The organism is Vibrio sp. 10N.261.52.C2, assembly GCF_041471425.1.
In the GTDB taxonomy this organism is placed as follows: Bacteria; Pseudomonadota; Gammaproteobacteria; order Enterobacterales; family Vibrionaceae; genus Vibrio; species Vibrio crassostreae_C.
This window is the reverse complement of record NZ_JBFROH010000036.1, coordinates 1-21,811: the sequence shown is the minus strand read 5'-3', so window position 1 is coordinate 21,811 and position 21,811 is coordinate 1. Positions and strand designations below refer to the sequence as shown.

The window sequence follows — 21,811 nt, the reverse complement described above, 5'->3', positions numbered from 1 at the left end:
AAGAAAAGATAACAGGCTTACGCTTGCTCTTTTTTCTCTGCCAATTTAACTGCGATTGCTAGCTCTTCCAGTGATGCTGGGTTCGCTAGGCTTGGCGCGTCTGTCAGTAGACATGCTGCAGCTGTTGTTTTCGGAAATGCGATAACGTCACGGATGTTCTCAGTACCACAAAGCAGCATTGCTAGACGGTCAAGACCGAATGCTAGACCAGCGTGTGGTGGCGTGCCGTACTTAAGCGCTTCAAGTAGGAAGCCGAACTTCTCTTGTTGCTCTTGTGCTTCGATACCTAGGATACCAAATACCGCTGTTTGCATTTCTGCGTTGTGGATACGTACAGAACCGCCGCCTACTTCGTAGCCGTTGATTACCATGTCGTATGCATCAGAATTTGCTGCTGCTGGGTTCGCTTTTAGCTCTTCCGCGTTCACACCTAGTGGTGATGTGAATGGGTGGTGCATTGCGTGTAGGTTACCTTCGCCGTCTTCTTCGAACATTGGGAAGTCAACAACCCACAGTGGAGCCCATGCAGATGTGTCTGTTAGCTCTAGATCCGTACCTAGTTTAAGACGAAGTGCGCCCATTGCTTCAGCAACGATGCCCGCTTTGTCTGCGCCGAACAGAATGATATCGCCAGATTCAGCTTGAGTACGATCTAGAATACCGTTGATTACGTCTTCGCTTAGGAATTTAGCAACTGGAGATTGAATACCTTCCATGCCTGCAGCACGGTCGTTAACCTTCATCCAAGCTAGGCCTTTCGCGCCGTAGATGTTTACGTGTTCAGCGTAGCCGTCGATTTGCTTACGAGTTAGCTTAGCACCACCTGGAACACGGATAACTGCTACGCGACCTTTTTCGTCGTTAGCTGGGCCAGAGAATACCTTGAATTCAACATCTTTAACCAAGTCAGCAACGTCCACTAGCTCTAGTGGGTTACGTAGATCTGGCTTATCAGAACCGAAACGACGAATCGCTTCAGAGAAAGGCATTACTGGGAATTGACCTAGTTCAACATCTAGAAGTTCTTTCCACATATCGTGAACAAGCTTCTCAGTCACGTTACGTACTTCTTGAGAAGTCATGAAAGATGTTTCGATATCGATTTGAGTAAATTCAGGCTGACGGTCAGCACGTAAATCTTCATCACGGAAACATTTAACGATTTGGTAGTAACGGTCAAAACCAGACATCATCAGCAGTTGCTTGAAAAGCTGAGGAGATTGAGGAAGTGCGTAGAAGCTACCTTTGTGAACACGGCTTGGTACTAGGTAGTCACGAGCACCTTCTGGTGTCGCTTTCGTTAGTACTGGCGTTTCGATGTCTAGGAATAAGTTCTCATCTAGGAAACGACGAACGAAGCTAGAAGCACGTGCACGAAGCTTAATACGGTCGCTCATTTCTGGACGACGAAGATCGATGTAACGGTACTTAAGACGCTGCTCTTCAGAGTTCGTTTGGTTGAAGTCTAGTGGAAGCGCTTCTGAACGGTTAATGATCTCTAGACCCGTCGCGTAAAGTTCTACTTCACCAGTAGCCATGTCTTTATTTACTTGGCTGTCCGGACGAACTCGTACTTCACCAGTAAACTTGATACAGAATTCATTACGCAGTTGGTTAGCGATCGGGAAGATATCTTTCATATCTGGATCGACAACAACCTGAACGATGCCTTCACGATCACGCATATCAATAAAGATAAGACCGCCTAAATCACGGCGACGGTTTACCCAGCCGCACAATTCTACAGTTTGTCCCGCCAGGGACTTGTTCAGGTTACCACAGTAATGGGTACGCATAATGAATTTCCCAATCTCTTAATTATTTACTAATTTCCAAGCTGTCAGTGGTCATTCCACACAACAGAGCAAAGGAACATTTATACGCGGAAACTCGCTTAAAATCGACCTTCCACATTCGAATTTATTGTGTTTTATCTGGCTTTGCTGCTTTTTAGCCCATCAAGTGCGCAAAGATTCATCAAAACCGAAAAAATTGCGATAATTATATCTCGAAAGTACCTTAATCAGCAAAACTCTCGTAAAGTAGATTTTCGTTTCAACCCAAAAACTTTTTGTAATGACTGATGGCGTGATGGATAACGGTGTAATAGATGGATAATCGTGTAATAACAACAGAAACTTTACCTCTAAGACTTGGATTAACTATGTGGTCTCATTCTGAGTGGCAAAGTCAGTTCTACGGTAAAGGCACCAAGCCTGCCGAACGCTTGGAAAAATACACCCAAGTTTTCCATACCGTTGAGGGCAACACCACCTTTTACGCTACGCCAAGTATGTCTACCGTTCACAATTGGAAAGCCGCCAGTCACGATGATTTCAAGTTCACCTTCAAATTGCCCAAATTCATCACCCACCAGCAACAACTGAGACACTGCCAAGCCGAACTCAAAGAGTTCTTGATGACGATGTCGCCACTGCATGACCGTATTGGTCAATGGACGATTCAGCTGCCGCACAGTTTTGAGCCCAGCATGCTGCCTGCCCTACAAAAGTTTTGCACCTTATTCCCAAAAGATATGCAGCTTGGCGTCGAAGTTCGACACTTAGGTTTCTTTGATAAGGGCGATGCGGAAAAACGCTTCAACCAATGGCTGGTTGAGGAAGGCATCAATCGCATCATTATGGACAGCCGCCCCGTTTTCTCTGCGCCACCCACCACAGAAGCGTTGATCGATGCGCATCAGAAAAAACCGCGTGTTCCTGTTCATGCAATTGCTACCGCCAATAACCCGATGATTCGATTTATTGGTCACCCAGACCAAGAACCTAATATTGAGTTTTTTAAGCCTTGGTTTGCCAAAATCCCAAACTGGCTTAATGAAGGCAAGCAGCCCTATTTAATGATCCACACCCCAGACAATAACCACGCACCTGAACTTGCGATTGCTATTTATAAGAGGCTACAAAAGCAAGTCTCTGAAAATACATCATTATTACTGCCCGAACTGGCTCAGTTTCCAGCTCAAAAAGGCAATCACCAAATCTCGATGTTTTAACCTCTCACTTGTAAGTAGCTTCGAACCTTGAGCTAAATCTCAGTTTTCGTGACAGTGGCGTTTTTTTTACGTAAAATACGCCCCCTTTTATTTGGTACGAATTTTGTGCCAATTACGCTGACTGTCGAGAGAAAATGCTATGAGCAACACAGACAATATCTTTTCCGCTCCTATTGATAAAATTGGAGACTTCACCTTTGATGCAAGGGTTGCTGAAGTATTTCCGGATATGATTCAACGTTCGGTGCCTGGCTATAGCAATATCATCTCTGCAATCGGCATGCTGGCTGAGCGCTTTGTAAAGCCACACTCAAATATTTACGACCTTGGCTGCTCGCTTGGTGCTGCGACACTTTCTATGCGTCGTCACATTCAGCAAGAAGGCTGCACGATTTTCGCGATCGATAATTCAGAAGCCATGGTTGAGCGCTGCAAATTGCACGTTAATGCTTACCGCAGTGACACACCGGTAGAAGTGATTGAAGCCGACATCCGTGAAGTGGAAATCAAAGACGCTTCTGTTGTGGTGCTTAACTTTACGCTGCAATTTCTTTCTCCAGACGATCGATACGCTCTGCTTGAGAAAATTCATGCTGGCTTGCGCCCAGGCGGGATCTTAATCCTGTCAGAAAAATACGTATTCGAAGATGAAAGCTCAAATGAACTGCTTATCGACCTGCACCACGATTTCAAGCGTGCTAACGGGTACAGCGAACTGGAAGTCAGCCAGAAACGCAGCGCAATTGAAAACGTAATGCGCCCAGACTCGATCCCTGTTCACAGAGAACGATTTGATAAGATTGGCTTCTCAAGCAGCGAAGTTTGGTTCCAATGTTTCAACTTTGGTTCAATGTTCGCGATTAAGTAGCCTACAAACCTGGTCAGCTCGTATTAGAACGTCATCCTCACTGTAGGAAATGACAAATTTAATTTTTATTTTAGGGTTTATTGCCCCTATTAACTCAGTGAAAAACTATGTTTAATTTTGCCAATTTTTATCAACTTATTGCCCAAGATACTCGCCTTCAGCCGTGGCTAAATGTTCTTCCTCAACAGCTGACGGATTGGCAAACTGCAGAGCACGGTGACTTCGACCGCTGGTTACGTGCACTAAACAAGATTCCACAAGACGTGCCAGATCAAGTTGACCTGAAAAATTCAGTGACGATTGGTAGTTCTACGCCATACCACACAGGCGAACTGAAAAAGCTAGAAAGCTTATTGAAGACTTTCCACCCGTGGAGAAAAGGTCCTTATACGGTTCACGACATCCATATCGATACAGAGTGGCGCAGTGACTGGAAATGGGATCGTGTGCTTCCACATATATCTCCATTAAAAAACCGTTCGGTTCTCGATGTAGGTTGTGGCAATGGTTACCACATGTGGCGCATGCTGGGTGAAGGTGCTCGCTTAACGGTTGGTATCGATCCTTCCCACCTATTCTTGGTTCAGTTTGAAGCAATTCGTAAGTTGATGGGCGATGACCAACGAGCTCACCTATTACCTCTAGGTATTGAGCAGCTCCCAAAGCTAGAAGCCTACGACACGGTATTCAGCATGGGCGTGCTTTACCATCGTCGTTCACCACTGGACCACTTGATTCAACTGAAAGACCAATTGGTGTCTGGCGGTGAACTGGTTCTTGAAACCTTGGTGATTGAAGGCGATGAGAACGCAGTATTAGTTCCGGTTGACCGTTACGCGCAAATGAGAAACGTCTACTTCTTCCCTTCAGCTCGCGCACTGAAACGCTGGCTAGAACAAGTTGGTTTTGAAGACGTACGAATCGTTGACGAAAATGTCACGACAATTGGTGAACAACGCACCACAGAATGGATGACACACAACTCTCTTCCAGATTACCTCGATCCGAACGATCCAAGTAAAACGGTTGAAGGTCACCCTGCACCGAGACGTGCGATTCTGGTAGCAACAAAGCCATAGATTTACTGCCCACAAAGCAGTGGCATATGGAGTAAATAAAGCACAAGCCTATTAAGGCAGCAAAACAATTGCTTGCATGGTCAAAAAGCCACTGTTAATTTCGCGGTGAACCTTGCTTCCTTAGCTTAAGAATTGAACAAAAATTGACTTGTGTTTAATAAGTGAGCTATTCCAAATAGCAATAATTGGCGTAGCGCTCACATTGCGATTCAATATGACCAGACTCTTACAATAGGATGCTTCACGCATCCTTTTTTGTGGGCTAAACTTCTAAATAGTCTGAACTATTCTCTAATTCTCAAAGGTTTTTTTATGTTTAAGCGATTATCGCCTATTGTGGCGGTTGGTTTGCTCTCTGGTTGTACTCTTACAAATGGTGCTACCTACCACCAAGAAACTCTCGACGCTATTTCCCGCTCAGAGACAAACATCGCAAATAAGGTTCAAAATCTTGAACTGCAACTAAGCAATCAAAGTGACTATATTGAAAGCTTAGAAGAAGAAATTACTACCCTTTCTAGTCAATTAGATACCCATCTAACGAGCATGGAACACAAGGTTATTGAAGAGCTAGAGGAAGAGGAACCGGTCGCTATTGCCGTTGCTCCTATCGCTCCTATATCACAACCGACTATCCTTGGCGGCATCGAAAAAGTGTTTATCGACTCTATCAAGCAAAGCTTTGATGCTCGTGTTGATACAGGTGCAACCACCTCTTCTTTAAACGCTGTCGATATCAAAGAATTCGAACGTAACGGCAAGAACTGGGTTAAATTTCACCTAGACGACAAAGCCCAAGCTAAAGAAGACCAGAAATGGATTGAAGCGCCTGTTGTACGTTATGTAAAAATCCGTCAATCAACCAATGATCAAGCAGAACGTCGAGCTGTGATCGAATTATGGGTGAAAGTTGGAAAAATCCATGAAAAAGCGCAATTTACATTGGCGGATCGCTCTCAAATGAGTCACCCTGTGTTACTAGGGCGCGAATTTATCAAAGACATAGCGCTAGTAGATGTAAGTAAAAAGTACGTACAAACGGAAGTTAAATAACAATAGTAGGGTAAGCTATGACGTCAAGAATTCCATTTTATATCTCTATATTCCTGCTTATTGTGGCAGGTATAACACTGAGTATGTTCAGACATACGACCTACGGTGTACCTTGGACTCCAGGGGAAACCAGACAGGTTTGGGACGTTGAAGCTCGCATCGAGTTCAACGCAGTAGGCAAAGAAGCAAAAGTTTCCTTAGCGGCTCCTCATACTCAGTCTAACTACACACTTATCGGCGAATCGGCTTCATCGCCGGGTTACGGTATCTCTTACTTGAATACCGAATCAGGTCGCCGCGCAGAGTGGTCTATTCGATACGCAGATGGCCCTCAAACCATCTACTACAAAACACAATTCCTAGTCGACAACCAAGCAAAAGTTGATGCTATCGCACCAGAAGGTGAAGTCTCGCAACCAAGCTTCGACGGCCCTGAAGAAGCGGCGGCTCTTGCATTGATTGATAGAGCGACAAAACGTTCTGCAGACAATATCACTTTTACCCGTGAGCTCATCAAAACACTTAATGATCCAGACAGCCAAAACTCAGCGCTGATTCTGAACAACATGACCAAAGTGGAAGCGACACACAAGCTACTTTCAGCGGCGAAAATACACAACAAAGTGGTTGGTGTTATCGAGCTAGAAGATGGTCGTCGTCGTCAGTCGATTCAAAACATGATTCAGATCTGGGATAACGACGAGTGGGTTCTATTCTCTCCTGAATCAAGCGAACAACAAGTCCAACCAAACCTACTCATCTGGGACGAATCAAACGTTTCTCTACTGGATGTTGTTGGCGGTCAGAACAGTAAAGTTCACTTCTCTATGATTGCTCAAGAGGTTTCACCAACGGAAGCAACCAATAGTAAAGTCTCTGCTGATCAACTGTTAAACCTTTCAATTCACAGCCTACCGTTAGAAGAGCAAGCGATGTTTAAAACCATCATGCTGATTCCTATCGGTGCTCTGATTGTTGTGTTCCTACGTGTCATCATCGGCCTGAAAACGTCTGGTACGTTCATGCCAGTACTGATTGCGGTAGCCTTTGTACAAACACAACTGGTAACGGGTATTGTTGGCTTCCTGCTTATTGTAGGTACGGGTCTGATTATTCGAAGTTACTTGTCCAAACTCAACTTGCTCTTGGTAGCCAGGATATCCGCCGTAATCATCACGGTAATCATGATTATCTCTGTGTTTACTGTAGTCGCGTTTAAAGTGGGTCTGACTGAAGGTCTATCTATTACGTTCTTCCCTATGATTATCCTATCTTGGACTATCGAACGTATGTCTATCCTATGGGAAGAAGAAGGCGCGAAAGAAGTAATGCTGCAAGGTGGTGGTTCTCTATTCACTGCGGTTCTTGTTTACTTAGGCATGACTAACCCGTTCATTCAGCACTTAACGTTTAACTTTATTGGTTTACAACTTGTTATTCTAGCGACCATCTTGCTACTAGGTAACTACACAGGATACCGTCTAACCGAGCTTCGTCGCTTTAAACCGCTAGCGGAGGACTAAGTTATGTTTGATCAGTTTACTTCACCGTTTAGGTTGAAAGACAAAGGCATAATGGGAATGAACAAGCGTAACCATAGTTATATTGGTCGCTACAATGATCGTTCCAAGTATCCACTCGTTGATGACAAGCTTAAGACGAAGATCATTGCTGAACAGGCTGGTGCTACTGTACCAAAACTGATTGGCGTGATTGGTCATCAAGCTGAAGTAAAAACAATCCACAAGATGGTAAAAGAGTGGCCGGGTTTCGTAATCAAGCCAGCTCAAGGCAGTGGTGGTAAAGGTATCCTTGTTGTGACTTCTCACAAGGACGGCGTTTACACCAAGCCATCGGGTTCGACTATCAATGAAGAAGACGTAGAGCGCCACATCAGTAACGCTCTCGCGGGTCTTTTCTCACTCGGTGGTAAGAACGATGTTGCTGTAGTTGAAAACCTCATCAAGTTTGACGAGTGTTTTGACGGCTTCAGTTACGAGGGTGTACCAGATGTACGAATCATTGTATTCAAGGGCTACCCTGTAATGGCGATGATGCGTCTATCGACTTCGGCTTCTGATGGTAAAGCTAACTTGCACCAAGGTGCTGTGGGCGTAGGTATTTGTATCGCTACGGGTAAAGCCGTTCGTGCGGTTCAATTTGACCACCCAGTGACTCACCACCCAGATACGGGTAAAGAGTTGGCGCTACTACAAGTACCCCATTGGGAAAAGCTGCTGACACTTGCATCAAGTGCTTGGGAAATGACAGGCCTTGGTTACATGGGTACGGACATGGTTTTAGACCAAGAAGAAGGCCCGATGGTACTGGAGCTAAACGCTCGCCCTGGATTAGCAATACAGATTGCAAACGGCGCAGGTTTATTACCTCGCTTGCATCATATTGAAAACCTGGGCACACCGGCTGAATACCCAAAACCAGCAGAGCGCGTTGCCTACGCTGCTAAGCAATTTGGTGTTCACGGTAGCGAAATTGTTCAAAACTAAGCTCATCTAAATCAAAGCGAAACGACTCAGTTATTGATACTGAATCTAGCTCGATAAAAAGGCCGCATAACTCTGAGAGTTACGCGGCTTTTTAATGCCAGCCGTCTTCACCGAGCTAATATGATTAAGCCTCTGTTACTTCACACTCAGGCTCACGAATAGGATCAATACGCACAGCCGCCACCTTAAATTCAGGGATCTTCGCGTGTGGATCAGTCGCTGTGGTAGTCAAACGGTTAACTGGTGATTCAACAAAATGGAATGGAATAAATACCACACCCTTTTGCATTCGTTTAGTCACAAAGGCCGCGATTTCGATTTCACCACGACGTGTTGAGACCTTAAGCATCTGACCATTCGAGATACCTAGCGCTTCAGCATCATGAACACTCACCATGGCACGCGGCCCTGCTAAGTTATCCAACCCTTTTGTTTTACGTGTCATGGTTCCGGTGTGGAACTGTTCTAGAATACGGCCTGTCGTTAATACTAACGGGTATTCCGCATCCGGTAGCTCAGCAGCGTATCTAAACGGAATCGCCTCCATTTGACCACGCCCACGCGTAAATTGGGTCTGGTGCATGATACGTGTGCCATCAGGGTTGTTCTTATTACTTGGCCATTGCACGCCGTTCACCGTAATGTTCTCCCAACGTAAACCACCATACTGTGGCGTGACACGCGCTATCTCATTGGTGATATCAGCAACCGAGTCATATTCCCAATTGCCGCCCATCGCATTAGCCAACATTTGGATAATCACCCAATCTTCTTTCGCTTCACCTGGAGGCAATACCGCCGGGTTAATACGCTGAACACGACGCTCGGTATTAGTAAAATGACCAGACTTCTCAGCAAACGAGCAAGACGGTAGCACCACATCGGCATATTGAGCGGTTTCGGTTAAGAAAATATCTTGAACCACGAGGAAATCTAACGCTTCAAGACCTTCAATCACATGCGCTTGGTTCGGATCACTCAGCACTGGGTTCTCGCCCATTACGTACAGACCACGAACATCTCGATGACACGCTCCATCAATAATTTCGGTCAACGTTAAGCCTGTTTCAGCCGGTAGGTCAGAAACACCCCACTCCATCGCGAATTTTTGACGAACCATTGGGTTGTACACTTTCTGATAACCCGGAAGGTTATTTGGCAATGCGCCCATGTCACACGCACCCTGAACATTGGATTGACCACGTAATGGGTTGATACCGCCGCCTTCAATTCCGATATTGCCACACAAGAGCTGTAGGTTAGCGATTGATCGAACGTTATCGTGACCAGTGGTATGTTGCGTAATGCCCATCGAGTAGTACACCGCTGTACGCTCTGCAGTACCAATCAATCGCGCCATTGCGAAGATGTCTTCCGCTTTAACGCCAGTTACCAGCTCCACTTTGTCTAGTGAATAACTTGGTGACATTACCTCTTGAAGCAAGGTATCAAAGCCATCCACACGGTCTTCGATATACTCTTGGTCGTACCAACCGTGTTTGATGATTTGCTGCATCACACCATTGATCAACATTACATCACTACCCGGTCGGTGCGCTAAGTAAAGTTCAGCATGGTCAGCAATATCGATTCGTTTTGGATCGGCAACGATCAATCTCGCTCCACCATGTCTCACAGCTTGCTTGATATGCGAGCCAATAATTGGGTGTGCTGACGTGGTGTCGGAGCCAATAATAAAGATCACATCTGAGTGCTTGATGCTTGGAATATCATTGGTCATCGCCCCGCTACCTAGCGAAGCCTCTAAACCAGTAACAGTAGATGCGTGACAAAGGCGCGCACAGTGATCGACGTTATTGGTACCGAGTTCACGACGTATGAATTTTTGGAAGGCATAGTTATCTTCATTGGTGGTTTTCGCCGACGAGAACCCCGCTAAAGCGTTACTGCCAAAGCCTTGCTTAATCGCAGTAAACTTCTCGGCAATAAGCTTAACTGCCTCATCCCAACTTGCAGGTTGCAACCAGCCATCTTTACGAATTAATGGTGTGGTTAAGCGCGCATCGCTGCCCACAAAATCGAAGCCAAATCGTCCCTTAACACACAACATGCCTTCATTAACCGGAGAGTCTCCGCCTTCGATATAGCGAATTTTGTTTTTCTGCTCATCGATATGCATGGTTAACTTACAACCCACACCGCAATAAGTGCAGATGGTATCGACTTTCTTGAGTACGTCTGTGTCTCCCTGCTTTCTGTCGCGAGCATCCACCATTGCACCGGTTGGACACACCTGAATACACGATCCGCATTGAACGCAGTTTGAGTCGCCCATTAAGGTCTTGTCCGCCCCAAAGTTAGGACGACATTCTGGTCTTGATGCAGGTTTGCCATCCGATTGGTTCATGAAGCTTAGAACGCCATGAACATTCTGTTCTCGACACGCTTGGATACACTGGCCACAACTAATACAGCGGTTAGCGTCAAAGATAATGAACTCAGAACTGTCATCGACCGAAAATTTTTGTCTTGTTAACCCGACCTTCGCTTCTTCAGCACGAATCGCCTGCCAACTCTCATTCGAAGCCACATCGATTTTGTATTCAGGATGGGTTTGCGTTGCTTTGTATTCAGTCGAGTAGTCTCGTAGGTCGCAATCGGTATTAGCTTGGCAGCCACACTCTAGACATCTTGCAGCTTCAGCGATTGCATCGGCATTATCAAACCCTGTTTCTACTTCATCGAAGCTTTGTTCACGCTGTTCGGGCGTTAGCTCAGGCATGATCTTGCGCGCCATGCGTTGTATAGATTTGTATTGCTCAGGATCCACCGCTTTGAGCTGTTTGTGCTTTCTTGAGTTAAACGGTTTAGCCGGAATATTTTCCATATCACCATGGAAGAAGCGATCGATCGCTTGTGCAGCAATACGCCCATCCCCAACCGCTTCGACTGCAGTTGCAGGGCCGCGTCGGAAATCACCAATACTGAAAATATTTCCGGTTCCGGTATGCATGGTTTGTGGATCAGCATCTGCGGTATTCCAACGAGTAAGAGGAATATCAATTGCTTCATTGTCCATAAAACTCAGATCAGGCTTTTGTGACACGGCAGCAATAACCGTATCAAACGCTTCAACAAAGAACTCGCCCGTTGGTTTAGGGCTGCGACGACCTGAAGCATCAGCCGGACCCAAAGCCATACGCTCTAATCGTATTTCTGATACATGACCATTTTCATCGGCTATGTTTGCTGCCGGGTTGGTTAAGAAATGGAACTTCACACCTTCATGCTCAGCTTCTTCGATTTCGTAATCTTCTGCTGGCATCTCATCTCGAGTACGACGATAAATCAGCGTAGTATCCGCGCCATCACGCACCGCTGTTCGAGCGCAGTCAATCGCGGTATTACCGCCACCAATTACTGCGACCTTTTTACCTGTGACATACTGCTGATCGGTCACGTAATCTTTCAGATAATCGACACCCAAATAACAACCGCCGAGTTCACTACCCGGGTAATTCATTTCAACCGCTTGTGATGCGCCAACGGCTAAACAAACCGCATCAAAATCGTTACTTAAATCAGACAGTGTAAAATCAACACCGAGTTTTTTACCGCACTCAACCACCATTCCGTTGCGACACATCAACTCGATTTCTTTATCTAGAATCGACTTAGGTAAGCGATATTCAGGGATACCGTAACGCAGCCAACCACCCGCTTTGGGCATCGACTCATAGACACTGACTTCATAGCCTTCGTTAGATAGGTAATAACCCGCCGTAAGCCCACCGGGGCCACTACCAACAATAGCAATGCTCTTGCCTTTATTTGGTTTCTTCGCTGGCATGTAGCTCTCTTGAGCCGCTAGATCCGCATCGGCAGCGTGTCGTTTGAGTTGGCGAATCGCAATGGATTCATCGACCAAGTTACGACGACATTCGGTTTCACAGAAAGCAGGACACACACGACCAATTGAAAGCGGCATTGGCAATGTCTTTTTGATCACTTCAATCGCTTTAATGTGATCATTTTGAGCAATATGGTGCAGGTAAGATTGGATGTCGACCCCAGCAGGACAGGCTGTTTGGCATGGCGCCTCACAGTCAGCGTAGTGATCGGTCATGATGCGATTCAACGCTTCTTGTCGATGATTCGTTAACTGTTTTGACTGAGTGGTAATATTCAGCCCATTAGACACTTCAAGCTCACAAGAGCGAGTAACACCAACGCCATCAACTTCCACAACACACAAATCACACGGCACTTTATCCGCTGTTTTATTCAAACCACATAAAGATGGGATTTCCAAACCACATGTTTTTGCCGCTTCAAGAACGGTTTGTCCTTGCTCGACGATTCGATATTTCCCATCAATAACGATTTGAATCATACCTAAGTCCTACCTTTACCTTTCGCACACGCGAGTTATCAACAATTAAAATTTAAGTAATACAATATTATTAATATTATTAAATCTATGTCATTACCATACATTATTTGTGGTTTTGTGCGTGTGACCTCAAACAAGTTCCATTGATAATAACCATAATGTATGAGTGGTCTTATCAGTGTCGACGAAAGGATTAAGCGGGAGGGGTTCTGCTGTAGAAGTAAGAAGTAAGAAGTAAGAAATTAGATTCAAGGTACAAAAAGGCCCCTAATGATTAGGGGCTTTGAACAAATATCATTGAGTCGCTTTCGAGCTTATAGCTAAGCTATCAAGGTTATTGCTCGGCTATCAAGATTATAATTCGGCTATCAAAGTTATTGCTCAGTTTCTTCGATAAGCTCTTGCACCGGAGATGCTGGTTTGTTTTGAGCAAAACCGCGCAGGCCAACAACATGTACGTGTTCGTGGTCTTTGAAGACCTTACGAACCAGTTTGTAGGTTGTACCTTTCTCTGGGCTAATGTTTTCAGGTGCTGCAATCAGAAGTTGCATACCCAAACGGTCACACAGTTCAAACAGCGTAGAGATCGACTTAGAATCCAAACGTGCTGCTTCATCAAGGAACAACAAACGACATGGAACGATGTCTTTACTGCGAAGTCGACGAGATTCCTCTTCCCAGCTCTGAATAACCATCAATAGGATTGACTGACCCGTACCGATCGCCTCACCCGTAGACAATGCGCCCGATTCAGCTTGTAACCAACCATCTGAACCACGGTTAACTTCAACACTCAGCTCTAGGTAGTTACGGTAATCCAGTAGCTCTTCACCAAGAACCTGTGGAGAACGTTGACCCATATCGATATGCGGGTTCACTCGTTGGAACAACTTCGCCATCGCTTCTGAGAAGGTAAAGCGCGTTGATTCAAACAAGTCTTTGTGTTGCTCTTGTTGAGTTGCTAGCCCTGATAGCAAGATCTCGTGGCTTTCACGGATCTTAACGTTCAGACGTACGCCTTTAACCTGACCAAAGTAAATGTTAGACAAACCTTGGTTCAGCATTCGAATACGGTTCTGCTCGCGCTGAATCGTTTTCTTGATGATGCTTGCTACGGACTCAGAGCTGATTGCCAGGCGATTTTCACGCTGCGTCAACTCTTCTGTTAGTCGAGCTAGCTCCACTTCCATCTCTTCGATTGCTTCAACCGGATCATCCGTATGAATGATGTCTTGGCGAATACGCTCGCGAAGGTGTTGATAAACCGCAATGTAGAACAGAACCTTACGCTCTGGATGTGCGTTGTCTTCAGATAGACGCAGCGAATCACGTAGGTCGTCATTGTCAGCTACAGCTAGACGTAAAGCACCCAGTGATTTATCCGACATAGAACGAAGCTCGCCCGCCGTTAGGTAAGCCAGTTCACGCTTGTGCAGACGACGTTCAACATCATTTTCACGAGCTAAGCGAAGTACTGAACACCAGCCTGCTTTTGCTGCAACAACGAAAGTACGAAGCTCGGTGTACTCTTTTTGAACTTTCTTAAGACGCTTAGCTAGGGCTTTCATCTCAAGTTCTGTTGACGTAATCGTACGCTCGTATTCACTCTTACGGCTGCGAGATGTATGTAGACGCTCTTGAAGCTCGTCACGACGACGTACAGCACGCTCTTCAGCGCCTTCGTCAGCGTTTACGCCAAACTCTTGTAGCTCTTGTTTGAACTCTTGAACCGTCTCTTGCTTCGCTTGATGTGAGCTCTTCAATGCCGCCAATACTTGGTTGTATTGGTTCATCTGTTCACGAGCTTGCTTCAAGCCATCACGGCCTTTGGTTCTTGCTTGTTCTGCTTGAACCAATTTCGCTTTTAATTGCTCGCTCAGTTCACTGCTCTTGTTAAGCAAGTCAACTGAGTCTGCGTAAGCAAAGTAGTGACGACGCTCAATCAAATCAGACAGTGCGAACACTTTGCCTTTTAGCGTTTGTAGAGCGCTGTCGGCTTGACGATACTCGGCCTCCAAAGCTTCGAACTGCTCTGGGTCAGCGTCTAGTGCAGATACGATTTGCTCTAGAGAAGTAAGCGATTTGCCGTGCTTATTCAAGTAAGACTTAGCTTCACTTAAACGCACAAGTTGCGCTTCTAATTCAGCTAAGCGCTCAGCCAATGTTTCGTCTTCTAAAATACGAACCATAGGTGCTAATTTATCTAGCGCACCGAGTGCCTGCTTGCTTTGTAGAAGCTGGCTACGTTGCTGCTGCTCTTTAGAGTTAAGCTCAGCCAGAGAACGTACTACTTGGTTACGTTTCTCACGAACGACTGCAAGTGCTTGCTCTGGGTCTGCGTTAAACGCAACGTGCAGGTGCTTTGCTACAAAGCTGTTGAATGCTTGGTATAGGCGATTCAGTTTTTGAGAGTCAAACGCTGCCTTCGCGTGGTTTTCAACCACAACGTCACGCTCTTCGCGCAGTTTCTCTAGGCGTTGTTCACGAGCCGCACGGCCAAACAGTGGGATCTCAGGGAAACGTGAGTAACGCATTTGGCGATCGTTCAGCTGAACACACACTGCGCCTTCAAGCTCATCGGCATTGAATGAACTGTCATCAAACGCGTCGACATCGCCTTCTAGGATGTAAAGGTCTTCTGGACAATCATCAAGATCCACCAGCTTCTCTTTAATACCATCAAGATCAGAAACCACAATTGCGTGACGAGCTGGGCCGTACATCGCACTGAAGTACGGCGCATCACCAATCGTGATGTCATCGTAGATCTCAGAAAGCAACACGCCACCAAGCGTATCCGCCAGACCTTTCAAACGAGGATCGTTAGAGCCACCTGGCGAAGCTAAACGCTCAATCTCTTGCTCAAGTTCAGCTCGGCGCGTAGCCAACTGATCTTTTGCTGCCGCTTGCGATTTCTCATCTTCAAGCACTTGCTGCATTTGAGTCATCACCGCTTGGCTATCTTCTAGTTCAGCGTCGGTTTGATCTCTTAGTGCTTCAAGCGCATCGTTTGCCGTGATCCACGCAGGAGCAATGGACTCAAGCTTTTGAATCTCTTGGTCGTGGTTTTGTTGTACACGACGTTGCTCACTCTTCGCTTCACGCAGCTCTTCTTGAGCGTACTCAAGAGACTCGATCTGCATAGCGTGACGTTCACGTTCTTCATCGAAAACCGCTTCGTCAGTCAGTGAGATGTTGTGTTGCTTTTGGTATTCAGTCGCAAGCTCTTTTGCTTGACGCTGCTGAGCCACATCACGAGCCATGTCGCGGTGCTGAGCACGCCATTGCTGTTCGTTCTCAACAACGTGTTTTGCGTTACGGCCTTTTTCTAGAGCTTGCTTAGCACTGTGAGACGCTTCTTTGCGCTCCACGTCACCAACGATGCTCTTAACTAAAGACAGTGCTTTGTCGAACTGTGCAGAAGCTGCAGAAGACATGTCTAACTTGTGCTTAGTAGACAGTAGCGTTTGAGTGCTTGATTCTTCTTGTGCTTTTAGCTCAGAAACAAGAGTTAATGCACTTTCTGCCGTAATCGATTCATCACCAAGCAACTGCTTAGTTTTCTCTAATGCTTGAACCGCTTGCTGGTATTGAAGTGCACGAGTCTGCTGCACATCCAACGCTTGTTGGTAATCAGCAAGCTGAGTTTTCAGGCTATCCACTTCTTCTTCAGTGATGGTTGCCTGCTCTTCAGCAAGAAGTACTCGCTCTTGAGCTTCTTCCACAACCATCATCTGCTCTTCTAGACGCTCATTAAGCTCTTCTAGATCTTCGCTGTAGCGAGCAATTTTCTCTTGCTGGCGAAGTGCAGTTTGAACCAATTGAAGATGATCCGAAGCCGCTTGGTAATCTTGCTCCAGTGCCGATTCTTGATCGACAAGTAACTCTAGTTCTTCTTGAACGCGGTTCAACAAGTTGTTTTGATCAAGCAAGGTTTCACGCGAACCAAACAGTTCACCACGGAACTTCATGGTTTGATCAAGCTTGTTGCGACGATCGTTGGCATGGCGCATGTAGTCTGCTGCCACGTAGTTCGTAGATTCAGTGATCAAATGTTTGAACAGGTCACGATCCGACTGAGTCGTTTTGATCGCTTCTAGCGTCATACGGTTTTCGCGTAGTGCTGATTCCATGTCTTGGAATGCTTTCTTCACACCACCGTTTTGCGGTAGAAGATAATCACGCAGAGAACGCGTAATCGCACTAGAAATACCGCCGTAAAGTGATGCTTCAATTAGACGGTAGAACTTAGAACGGTCGCTGCTATTACGCAGTTTCTTCGGTACCACACCGTACTCAAACATCTGTGAGTGGTAATCAACAATCGAAGAGAACGCTTTAAAGTGAGCGCCTTCGTATTGTGCTACCGCTGCTTTCACGTCATTCAACTGACATACGCGGGCATGGCTGTCTGAAACGTTTTGAATCAATACATCCGTTGGTTTCACATGGCTAGGAAGGCCTTGGATAACGAACGGTTTAATGTCGACTTTCTTGTCACGACCCGCTACTTGCTGCAGCTTTACTGCAAACAGTAGGCGTTGATTACGAGAGTTCACAACATCCAGCGCTGCATAACATGCGCCTGGCTGAAGCTTACCGTAAAGGCCTTTGTCACGAGATGACTGTGAGCTACCCGCTTCCGTTGTGTTACGGAAATGCAGAAGGCTTTGGTCAGGAATCAGCGCTGTGATGAATGCCGCCATAGTGGTCGACTTACCTGCACCGTTACCGCCAGAAAGCGTTGTAACCAATCCATCAATATCAAAAGTACGCGCAAAGAAACCGTTCCAGTTGACCATGGTTAATGATTGATACTTACCTCTTTCAATCATGCTTCACCTTCTACTTTTGTTTGTTCGCCATCGTTTGACTCAAGGTCAAAGCCGGCTTGATCGTTAAAAATGTCTTGTTGACCGTTTTCATCTACGTCTAGTTCTGATGCAGCTTCCGCTTGTTCTTCATTCAACAAGCTACCTTGGTTAGGCTCTTGGGTATGCACCACAGCTTCACCATCACGGATAAGACGTAACTGCGCTTCTTTCATATCATCGCCAACACGAACGTCAGCGCCAAAACGGAATACCGCTTCGCTGATACGGAACTTGCCGGTTTCACCAATCGCAATCAACATACCGATACGGCGTAAGCGACGTAGAGAAGTACGTACTTTTTCGAACAGCTTTTCTTTATCTAGGTCAGAACCAGACGCACGGTTGGTTGCTAGCTTCATGAGTTTTTTCTCATCCGCTAACGACATCAACTCATCAAACAGTTCTTGGTTGGTGAAGATACCTTCATGAGCAAGACGTTCTGGGCTTAGGTATAAGAAACACAACACCTTTCCAACCAACATGTCGAGCTCAGACAACACACTACGACCAATCAGAGACGTAGAACGCGGACGCAGGTAATAGAAACCTTCCGGCGCTTTTACCAATTCCGTATTGTAGCGTTGATAGAAATGCTGAAGCTCAACTTCAAAATCAGACAGCAACGCGTGGTTATCTAGGTCTTCTGTTGAAACATGCTTACCTGAACGCAGCATGCTATCTAGCGCAGGGAACAGTGGGTTCGCTATCGCTTTTACCAGTTTCTCTGGCATGTAATCATCAGTACTTGTTAATGACATTTGCTTGTACCTTTGCACCGAAATCGTTAATTGCCTGCCAATCTGGCTGAATAGCCTGATAGTCAGACTCTGAGTAACCTAAGCGCACGGCTTGGTCGACAACAATTCTGGCTAAATCAAAATGGTGTGTGCGAGGGTGTGCAGCGAGGTAATCGCGTAACACAAGGCCAAGATCAATTGGCGCGCCTTGCTGTTTGTGAGCTTTTAACATCTCTGCAATTCGATCTGAAAGCAGGTCATTCACTTGCTCAAATTCTTCGTACTCTACGTCGATTGGTGCTTGTCCCATCACTTCATCATCACGAAGCATAAGCGCTTCATCACGAAGATCCGTCAGCTTCTCTGCATCGGCGTAAGTCAAAAGCCAAGGCGCATCAAAGTAGTCGGTAACCGACTGACGCAAGCGTTGGCTAAAGGCACGGTTTTTATCCATATCAATCGCGGTACGAATAAACTTGTGAACATGGCGGTCGTAGCCGATCCATAAATCGATGGCTTGTTGGCCCCAACTGGTGATTCGGTCTAGCTTCATCTGCAAGCCGAACAGGGTTTCGCCAACGAATTCGAGTTCATCGTCACCGTAAACAATTTCTTGAATATCGAGGATCTGTGTTTGCAGTTCATCACCCGCCGCTTGCAAGGTGTCTTGCAATTCTTTCAGCGTGGAAGAGGTTTCTGAAAGCAAGGTTTCACAGTTGTTAATCGCCTCTCGCCAATCCTTATTTAAAAGGTCGGCAATTTGCTGTTTAACGGTTTGCTGCTGCTCATCCATAACACGTTGGTTAAGATCAATCTGATCGAAAATTTCACCAACAGAATACTTGAGCACGCCGTAAACATTCTTTCTCCAATGTCCTGGAGTTCCGCCTTTTTGTGCTGCTTCAATGGCTTTTGCCATCTCATCCGCAACCATAGAAAGCTGGATAGACAGTTTTAACTTAGAGAACTGACGGTGGCGTAAGTAATAATCTGAAATACCAATCGCCAGTGGCGACAAGCGATAAATACTCGCACCATCGGTGATTTCGCTGGTAAAGCGGCTAATCAACTTCTGTTTAACTAACTCGTTGATGGCATTGTTGGCACGAAACGCGGACGCTTCGCCAGTATCTTCAAACAGTCGAGTGACGATGGTAAATGCATCGTGCAGTTCACCCTCGCCCAACTCTTCATCGAACCTTTCAGTGCTTAGTACTGCGATAGCAATCAAAAATGCTAAGCGCTCTGGTGGCAAGTTTAATGAAAAATCATGCTGCTTGACCCAGCCCACCAACTCATCAATTGGCTGCTCTTCGGCAGTTTGAGTCATTTCACTCATTGTGGTTCCTGTTACTGTTCTTCGTCATATCGAATGTATTAGATATGACGCCTATTTCTTTATGACGCGGGCTTCTTACGATTGCATAGCGCATGTTGTGGCTTCTTTTACCACATTCACCGCTGTTATTGCGCAGGTTTTTGAGCCCAAACGTGAATATAACGGCCTAGTGACAGATATGGCTCTTGGCGACATAGCTGTTTTTCCAGTTCCAATACATCTTCAAATTGGTAATCGCCCATGTACTCCATATTACCTATGTAGTCACTGAAAGAGCGAATGCCTGATTTACCACAGATTTCTAGACCAGCGTCTTCTATCCATTGATAAACCTCTTCCGGCTTCAAGCCTTTTTGTGGTTGCAGCTTAAACCGTTTTCGATGTGGCATCCCATTCAATACATGAGGAATGTTGCCACAAATCACATTTTTCAGGACTAATCCGTGGTGGTTGTAAAACATTATCGAGGCAACGCCACCCGGTTTAACTTGTTCAAGCAATAAGTCAAGCGCCTCTTTAGGATCGGCTAACCATTCCATTACGGCATGAAACATCACAAAATCGACTTTCTCATCTAGATGTTCTGCGACTTTTTGTACTGGTGAATGAATAAATCGATATTGCTCTAGCAAACCCGCTTCGCTGATACTTTCTTCTGCGAGCTTCAGCATTTCAGAAGAGAGATCACACAGAGAAACGTTATGCCCAAGCGACGCAATTTTTTGCGACATCTGTGCAAGGCCGCCTCCAGCATCAAGCACATGCAGCGGAGAAGCTGATTGCTCAAACTTGCTCAAAGCTTGTTCTAAATCTTCCCATACGATGATCTGACGGATCTCTCCTTTGTCAGAGCCGTAAATATTTTTTGCAAATTTGTGGGCAATATCGTCGAAATTACGGTCTTCAGTCACGGCTACTTGAGTTATTATGTCCTATCGTGCCTGCTATTCTGTCACAGGAATTTCAGGAATAAAGAGGCGATGTCTCTTTTTACTACTAAGTGATGTTTTTTCGGACTATTCGGATATGTTTGAGCTGAAAAAAGTAGTGTCTTCGCTATTGATGCCACTGCCAGCAATGTTAATTCTCGCTTTTCTGGGTTTAGCCCTAGTGATGTTTACTACCAAAAGGAAGACGGGTTGCTTAATCACCCTTTCAGCCCTATGTGGTATTTTCCTAATCGCTTTCCAACCAGTTTCTAGTCAACTTTTAATGCCAATGGAAAGGCAACACACCGCTTTTTTACCTGTCGATGAAACCGTCGATTACGTAATGGTTCTCGGAAGTGGTCACGTCGTAGACGACCAAATTCCACCGACATCAGAACTTAGCCGCACCGGCCTGATGCGTTTAAGTGAAGGGATTCGTATTCTACGCCTCTACCCTGGTGCAAAACTCATTTTGTCTGGCTATGGCGCAGGCACTGAAGTAAGTAACGCAAGAATGATGGCTAAAGTGGCTTTAGCACTTGGCGTAGCAAAGCCCGACATCATTCTGCTTGAAACCGCAAAAGACACTTGGGAAGAAGCCCGCCAAGCCGCTGCGTTCGTTAAGAATAAAAGAATGGTGTTGGTGACTTCAGCGAGCCATATGACTCGCGCACTGAACGAATTCAATGCTGCTGGAATGAAACCACTGCCGGCACCAACTAACTACCTTGCACAAGAAGGTATAGTTGAGCCGTGGGAAAAGTACATGCCGAAAGCGCTATACCTTGAGCAGACTGAGCGTTACTGGCACGAAACCATGGGATTGGTTTGGCAAAGCCTGCGTGATTGGCTAGATACAAGCAATGACATTGTTGAAGAGCCTGTTATTCCAGAAGCTTCCAGCTTAATTGAAGATGACGGTGAAGTTTCCGCGGCTCAGCCTCAATAAGCCCATTGAATCTTTAAACTCATCTTAAGCATACAGAGTCGCCAAGTATTTGTAGATTCTCTGGTTGTTAACAGTAAAAGCTGAGTAATAAAAAAGGTTCATCGCG

13 protein-coding genes are annotated in these 21,811 nt (G+C 45.8%); 7 read left to right on the top strand and 6 right to left on the bottom strand.

What is annotated here, in order from left to right; translation table 11 throughout:
• Window positions 1–17: 17 nt before the first annotated feature.
• Entirely contained in the window at window positions 18–1,796 is a 1,779-nt protein-coding gene (gene aspS, locus AB4307_RS14705) for an aspartate--tRNA ligase (protein ID WP_017062081.1), read from the bottom strand.
• Window positions 1,797–2,110: 314 nt separating this feature from the next.
• Here aspS and AB4307_RS14700 point away from each other — a divergent pair, with 314 nt between their 5' ends.
• The 6 genes from AB4307_RS14700 (at window position 2,111) to AB4307_RS14675 (ending at window position 8,523) form a co-directional block, all read left to right on the top strand.
• Window positions 2,111–3,016 (top strand): DUF72 domain-containing protein, encoded by a 906-nt coding sequence (locus AB4307_RS14700; protein WP_372132239.1) that lies wholly within the window; start codon window positions 2,111–2,113, stop codon window positions 3,014–3,016.
• Between the two features lie 139 nt (window positions 3,017–3,155).
• Window positions 3,156–3,884: a carboxy-S-adenosyl-L-methionine synthase CmoA gene (gene cmoA / locus AB4307_RS14695; RefSeq protein WP_017062083.1), complete on the top strand. Its 729-nt coding sequence runs from the start codon at window positions 3,156–3,158 to the stop codon at window positions 3,882–3,884.
• A gap of 107 nt (window positions 3,885–3,991) precedes the next feature.
• Complete coding sequence (cmoB, locus tag AB4307_RS14690) at window positions 3,992–4,963, top strand: tRNA 5-methoxyuridine(34)/uridine 5-oxyacetic acid(34) synthase CmoB (RefSeq protein WP_372132237.1); 972 nt, start codon at window positions 3,992–3,994, stop codon at window positions 4,961–4,963.
• A 312-nt stretch (window positions 4,964–5,275) separates the two neighbouring features.
• Window positions 5,276–6,016 carry an ATP-dependent zinc protease family protein gene (locus AB4307_RS14685; RefSeq protein ID WP_372132234.1) on the top strand — a complete coding sequence of 247 codons (741 nt, stop codon included), beginning with the start codon at window positions 5,276–5,278 and terminating at the stop codon, window positions 6,014–6,016.
• A 17-nt stretch (window positions 6,017–6,033) separates the two neighbouring features.
• The gene (locus tag AB4307_RS14680; protein ID WP_372132231.1) at window positions 6,034–7,539 is read left to right on the top strand and encodes an inactive transglutaminase family protein; all 1,506 of its coding nucleotides are present in this window, start codon (window positions 6,034–6,036) and stop codon (window positions 7,537–7,539) included.
• 3 nt (window positions 7,540–7,542) lie between these two features.
• On the top strand, window positions 7,543–8,523 hold the full coding sequence (locus tag AB4307_RS14675) for an alpha-L-glutamate ligase-like protein (RefSeq protein ID WP_029235672.1): 981 nt from the start codon (window positions 7,543–7,545) through the stop codon (window positions 8,521–8,523).
• Window positions 8,524–8,647: 124 nt separating this feature from the next.
• On the opposite strand, the gene fdhF is transcribed toward AB4307_RS14675, so the two are convergent.
• The 5 genes from fdhF to cmoM form a co-directional block, all read right to left on the bottom strand.
• The gene (fdhF, locus tag AB4307_RS14670; protein WP_372132228.1) at window positions 8,648–12,877 is read right to left on the bottom strand and encodes a formate dehydrogenase subunit alpha; all 4,230 of its coding nucleotides are present in this window, start codon (window positions 12,875–12,877) and stop codon (window positions 8,648–8,650) included.
• 374 nt (window positions 12,878–13,251) lie between these two features.
• Entirely contained in the window at window positions 13,252–17,712 is a 4,461-nt protein-coding gene (gene mukB / locus AB4307_RS14665) for a chromosome partition protein MukB (RefSeq protein ID WP_372128134.1), read from the bottom strand.
• Entirely contained in the window at window positions 17,709–18,509 is an 801-nt protein-coding gene (gene mukE / locus AB4307_RS14660) for a chromosome partition protein MukE (RefSeq protein WP_372128133.1), read from the bottom strand. The genes mukB and mukE overlap by 4 nt, the downstream gene beginning before the upstream one ends.
• Window positions 18,490–19,827, bottom strand: coding sequence for a chromosome partition protein MukF (mukF, locus tag AB4307_RS14655; protein ID WP_372128132.1), 1,338 nt, complete (start codon window positions 19,825–19,827; stop codon window positions 18,490–18,492). The genes mukE and mukF overlap by 20 nt, the downstream gene beginning before the upstream one ends.
• 125 nt (window positions 19,828–19,952) lie before the next feature.
• On the bottom strand, window positions 19,953–20,738 hold the full coding sequence (gene cmoM, locus AB4307_RS14650; RefSeq protein ID WP_017063509.1) for a tRNA uridine 5-oxyacetic acid(34) methyltransferase CmoM: 786 nt from the start codon (window positions 20,736–20,738) through the stop codon (window positions 19,953–19,955).
• 115 nt (window positions 20,739–20,853) lie between these two features.
• On the opposite strand from cmoM, the gene elyC reads away from it, so the two are divergent.
• The gene (gene elyC, locus AB4307_RS14645) at window positions 20,854–21,705 is read left to right on the top strand and encodes an envelope biogenesis factor ElyC (RefSeq protein ID WP_102332487.1); all 852 of its coding nucleotides are present in this window, start codon (window positions 20,854–20,856) and stop codon (window positions 21,703–21,705) included.
• Window positions 21,706–21,811: the final 106 nt, after the last annotated feature.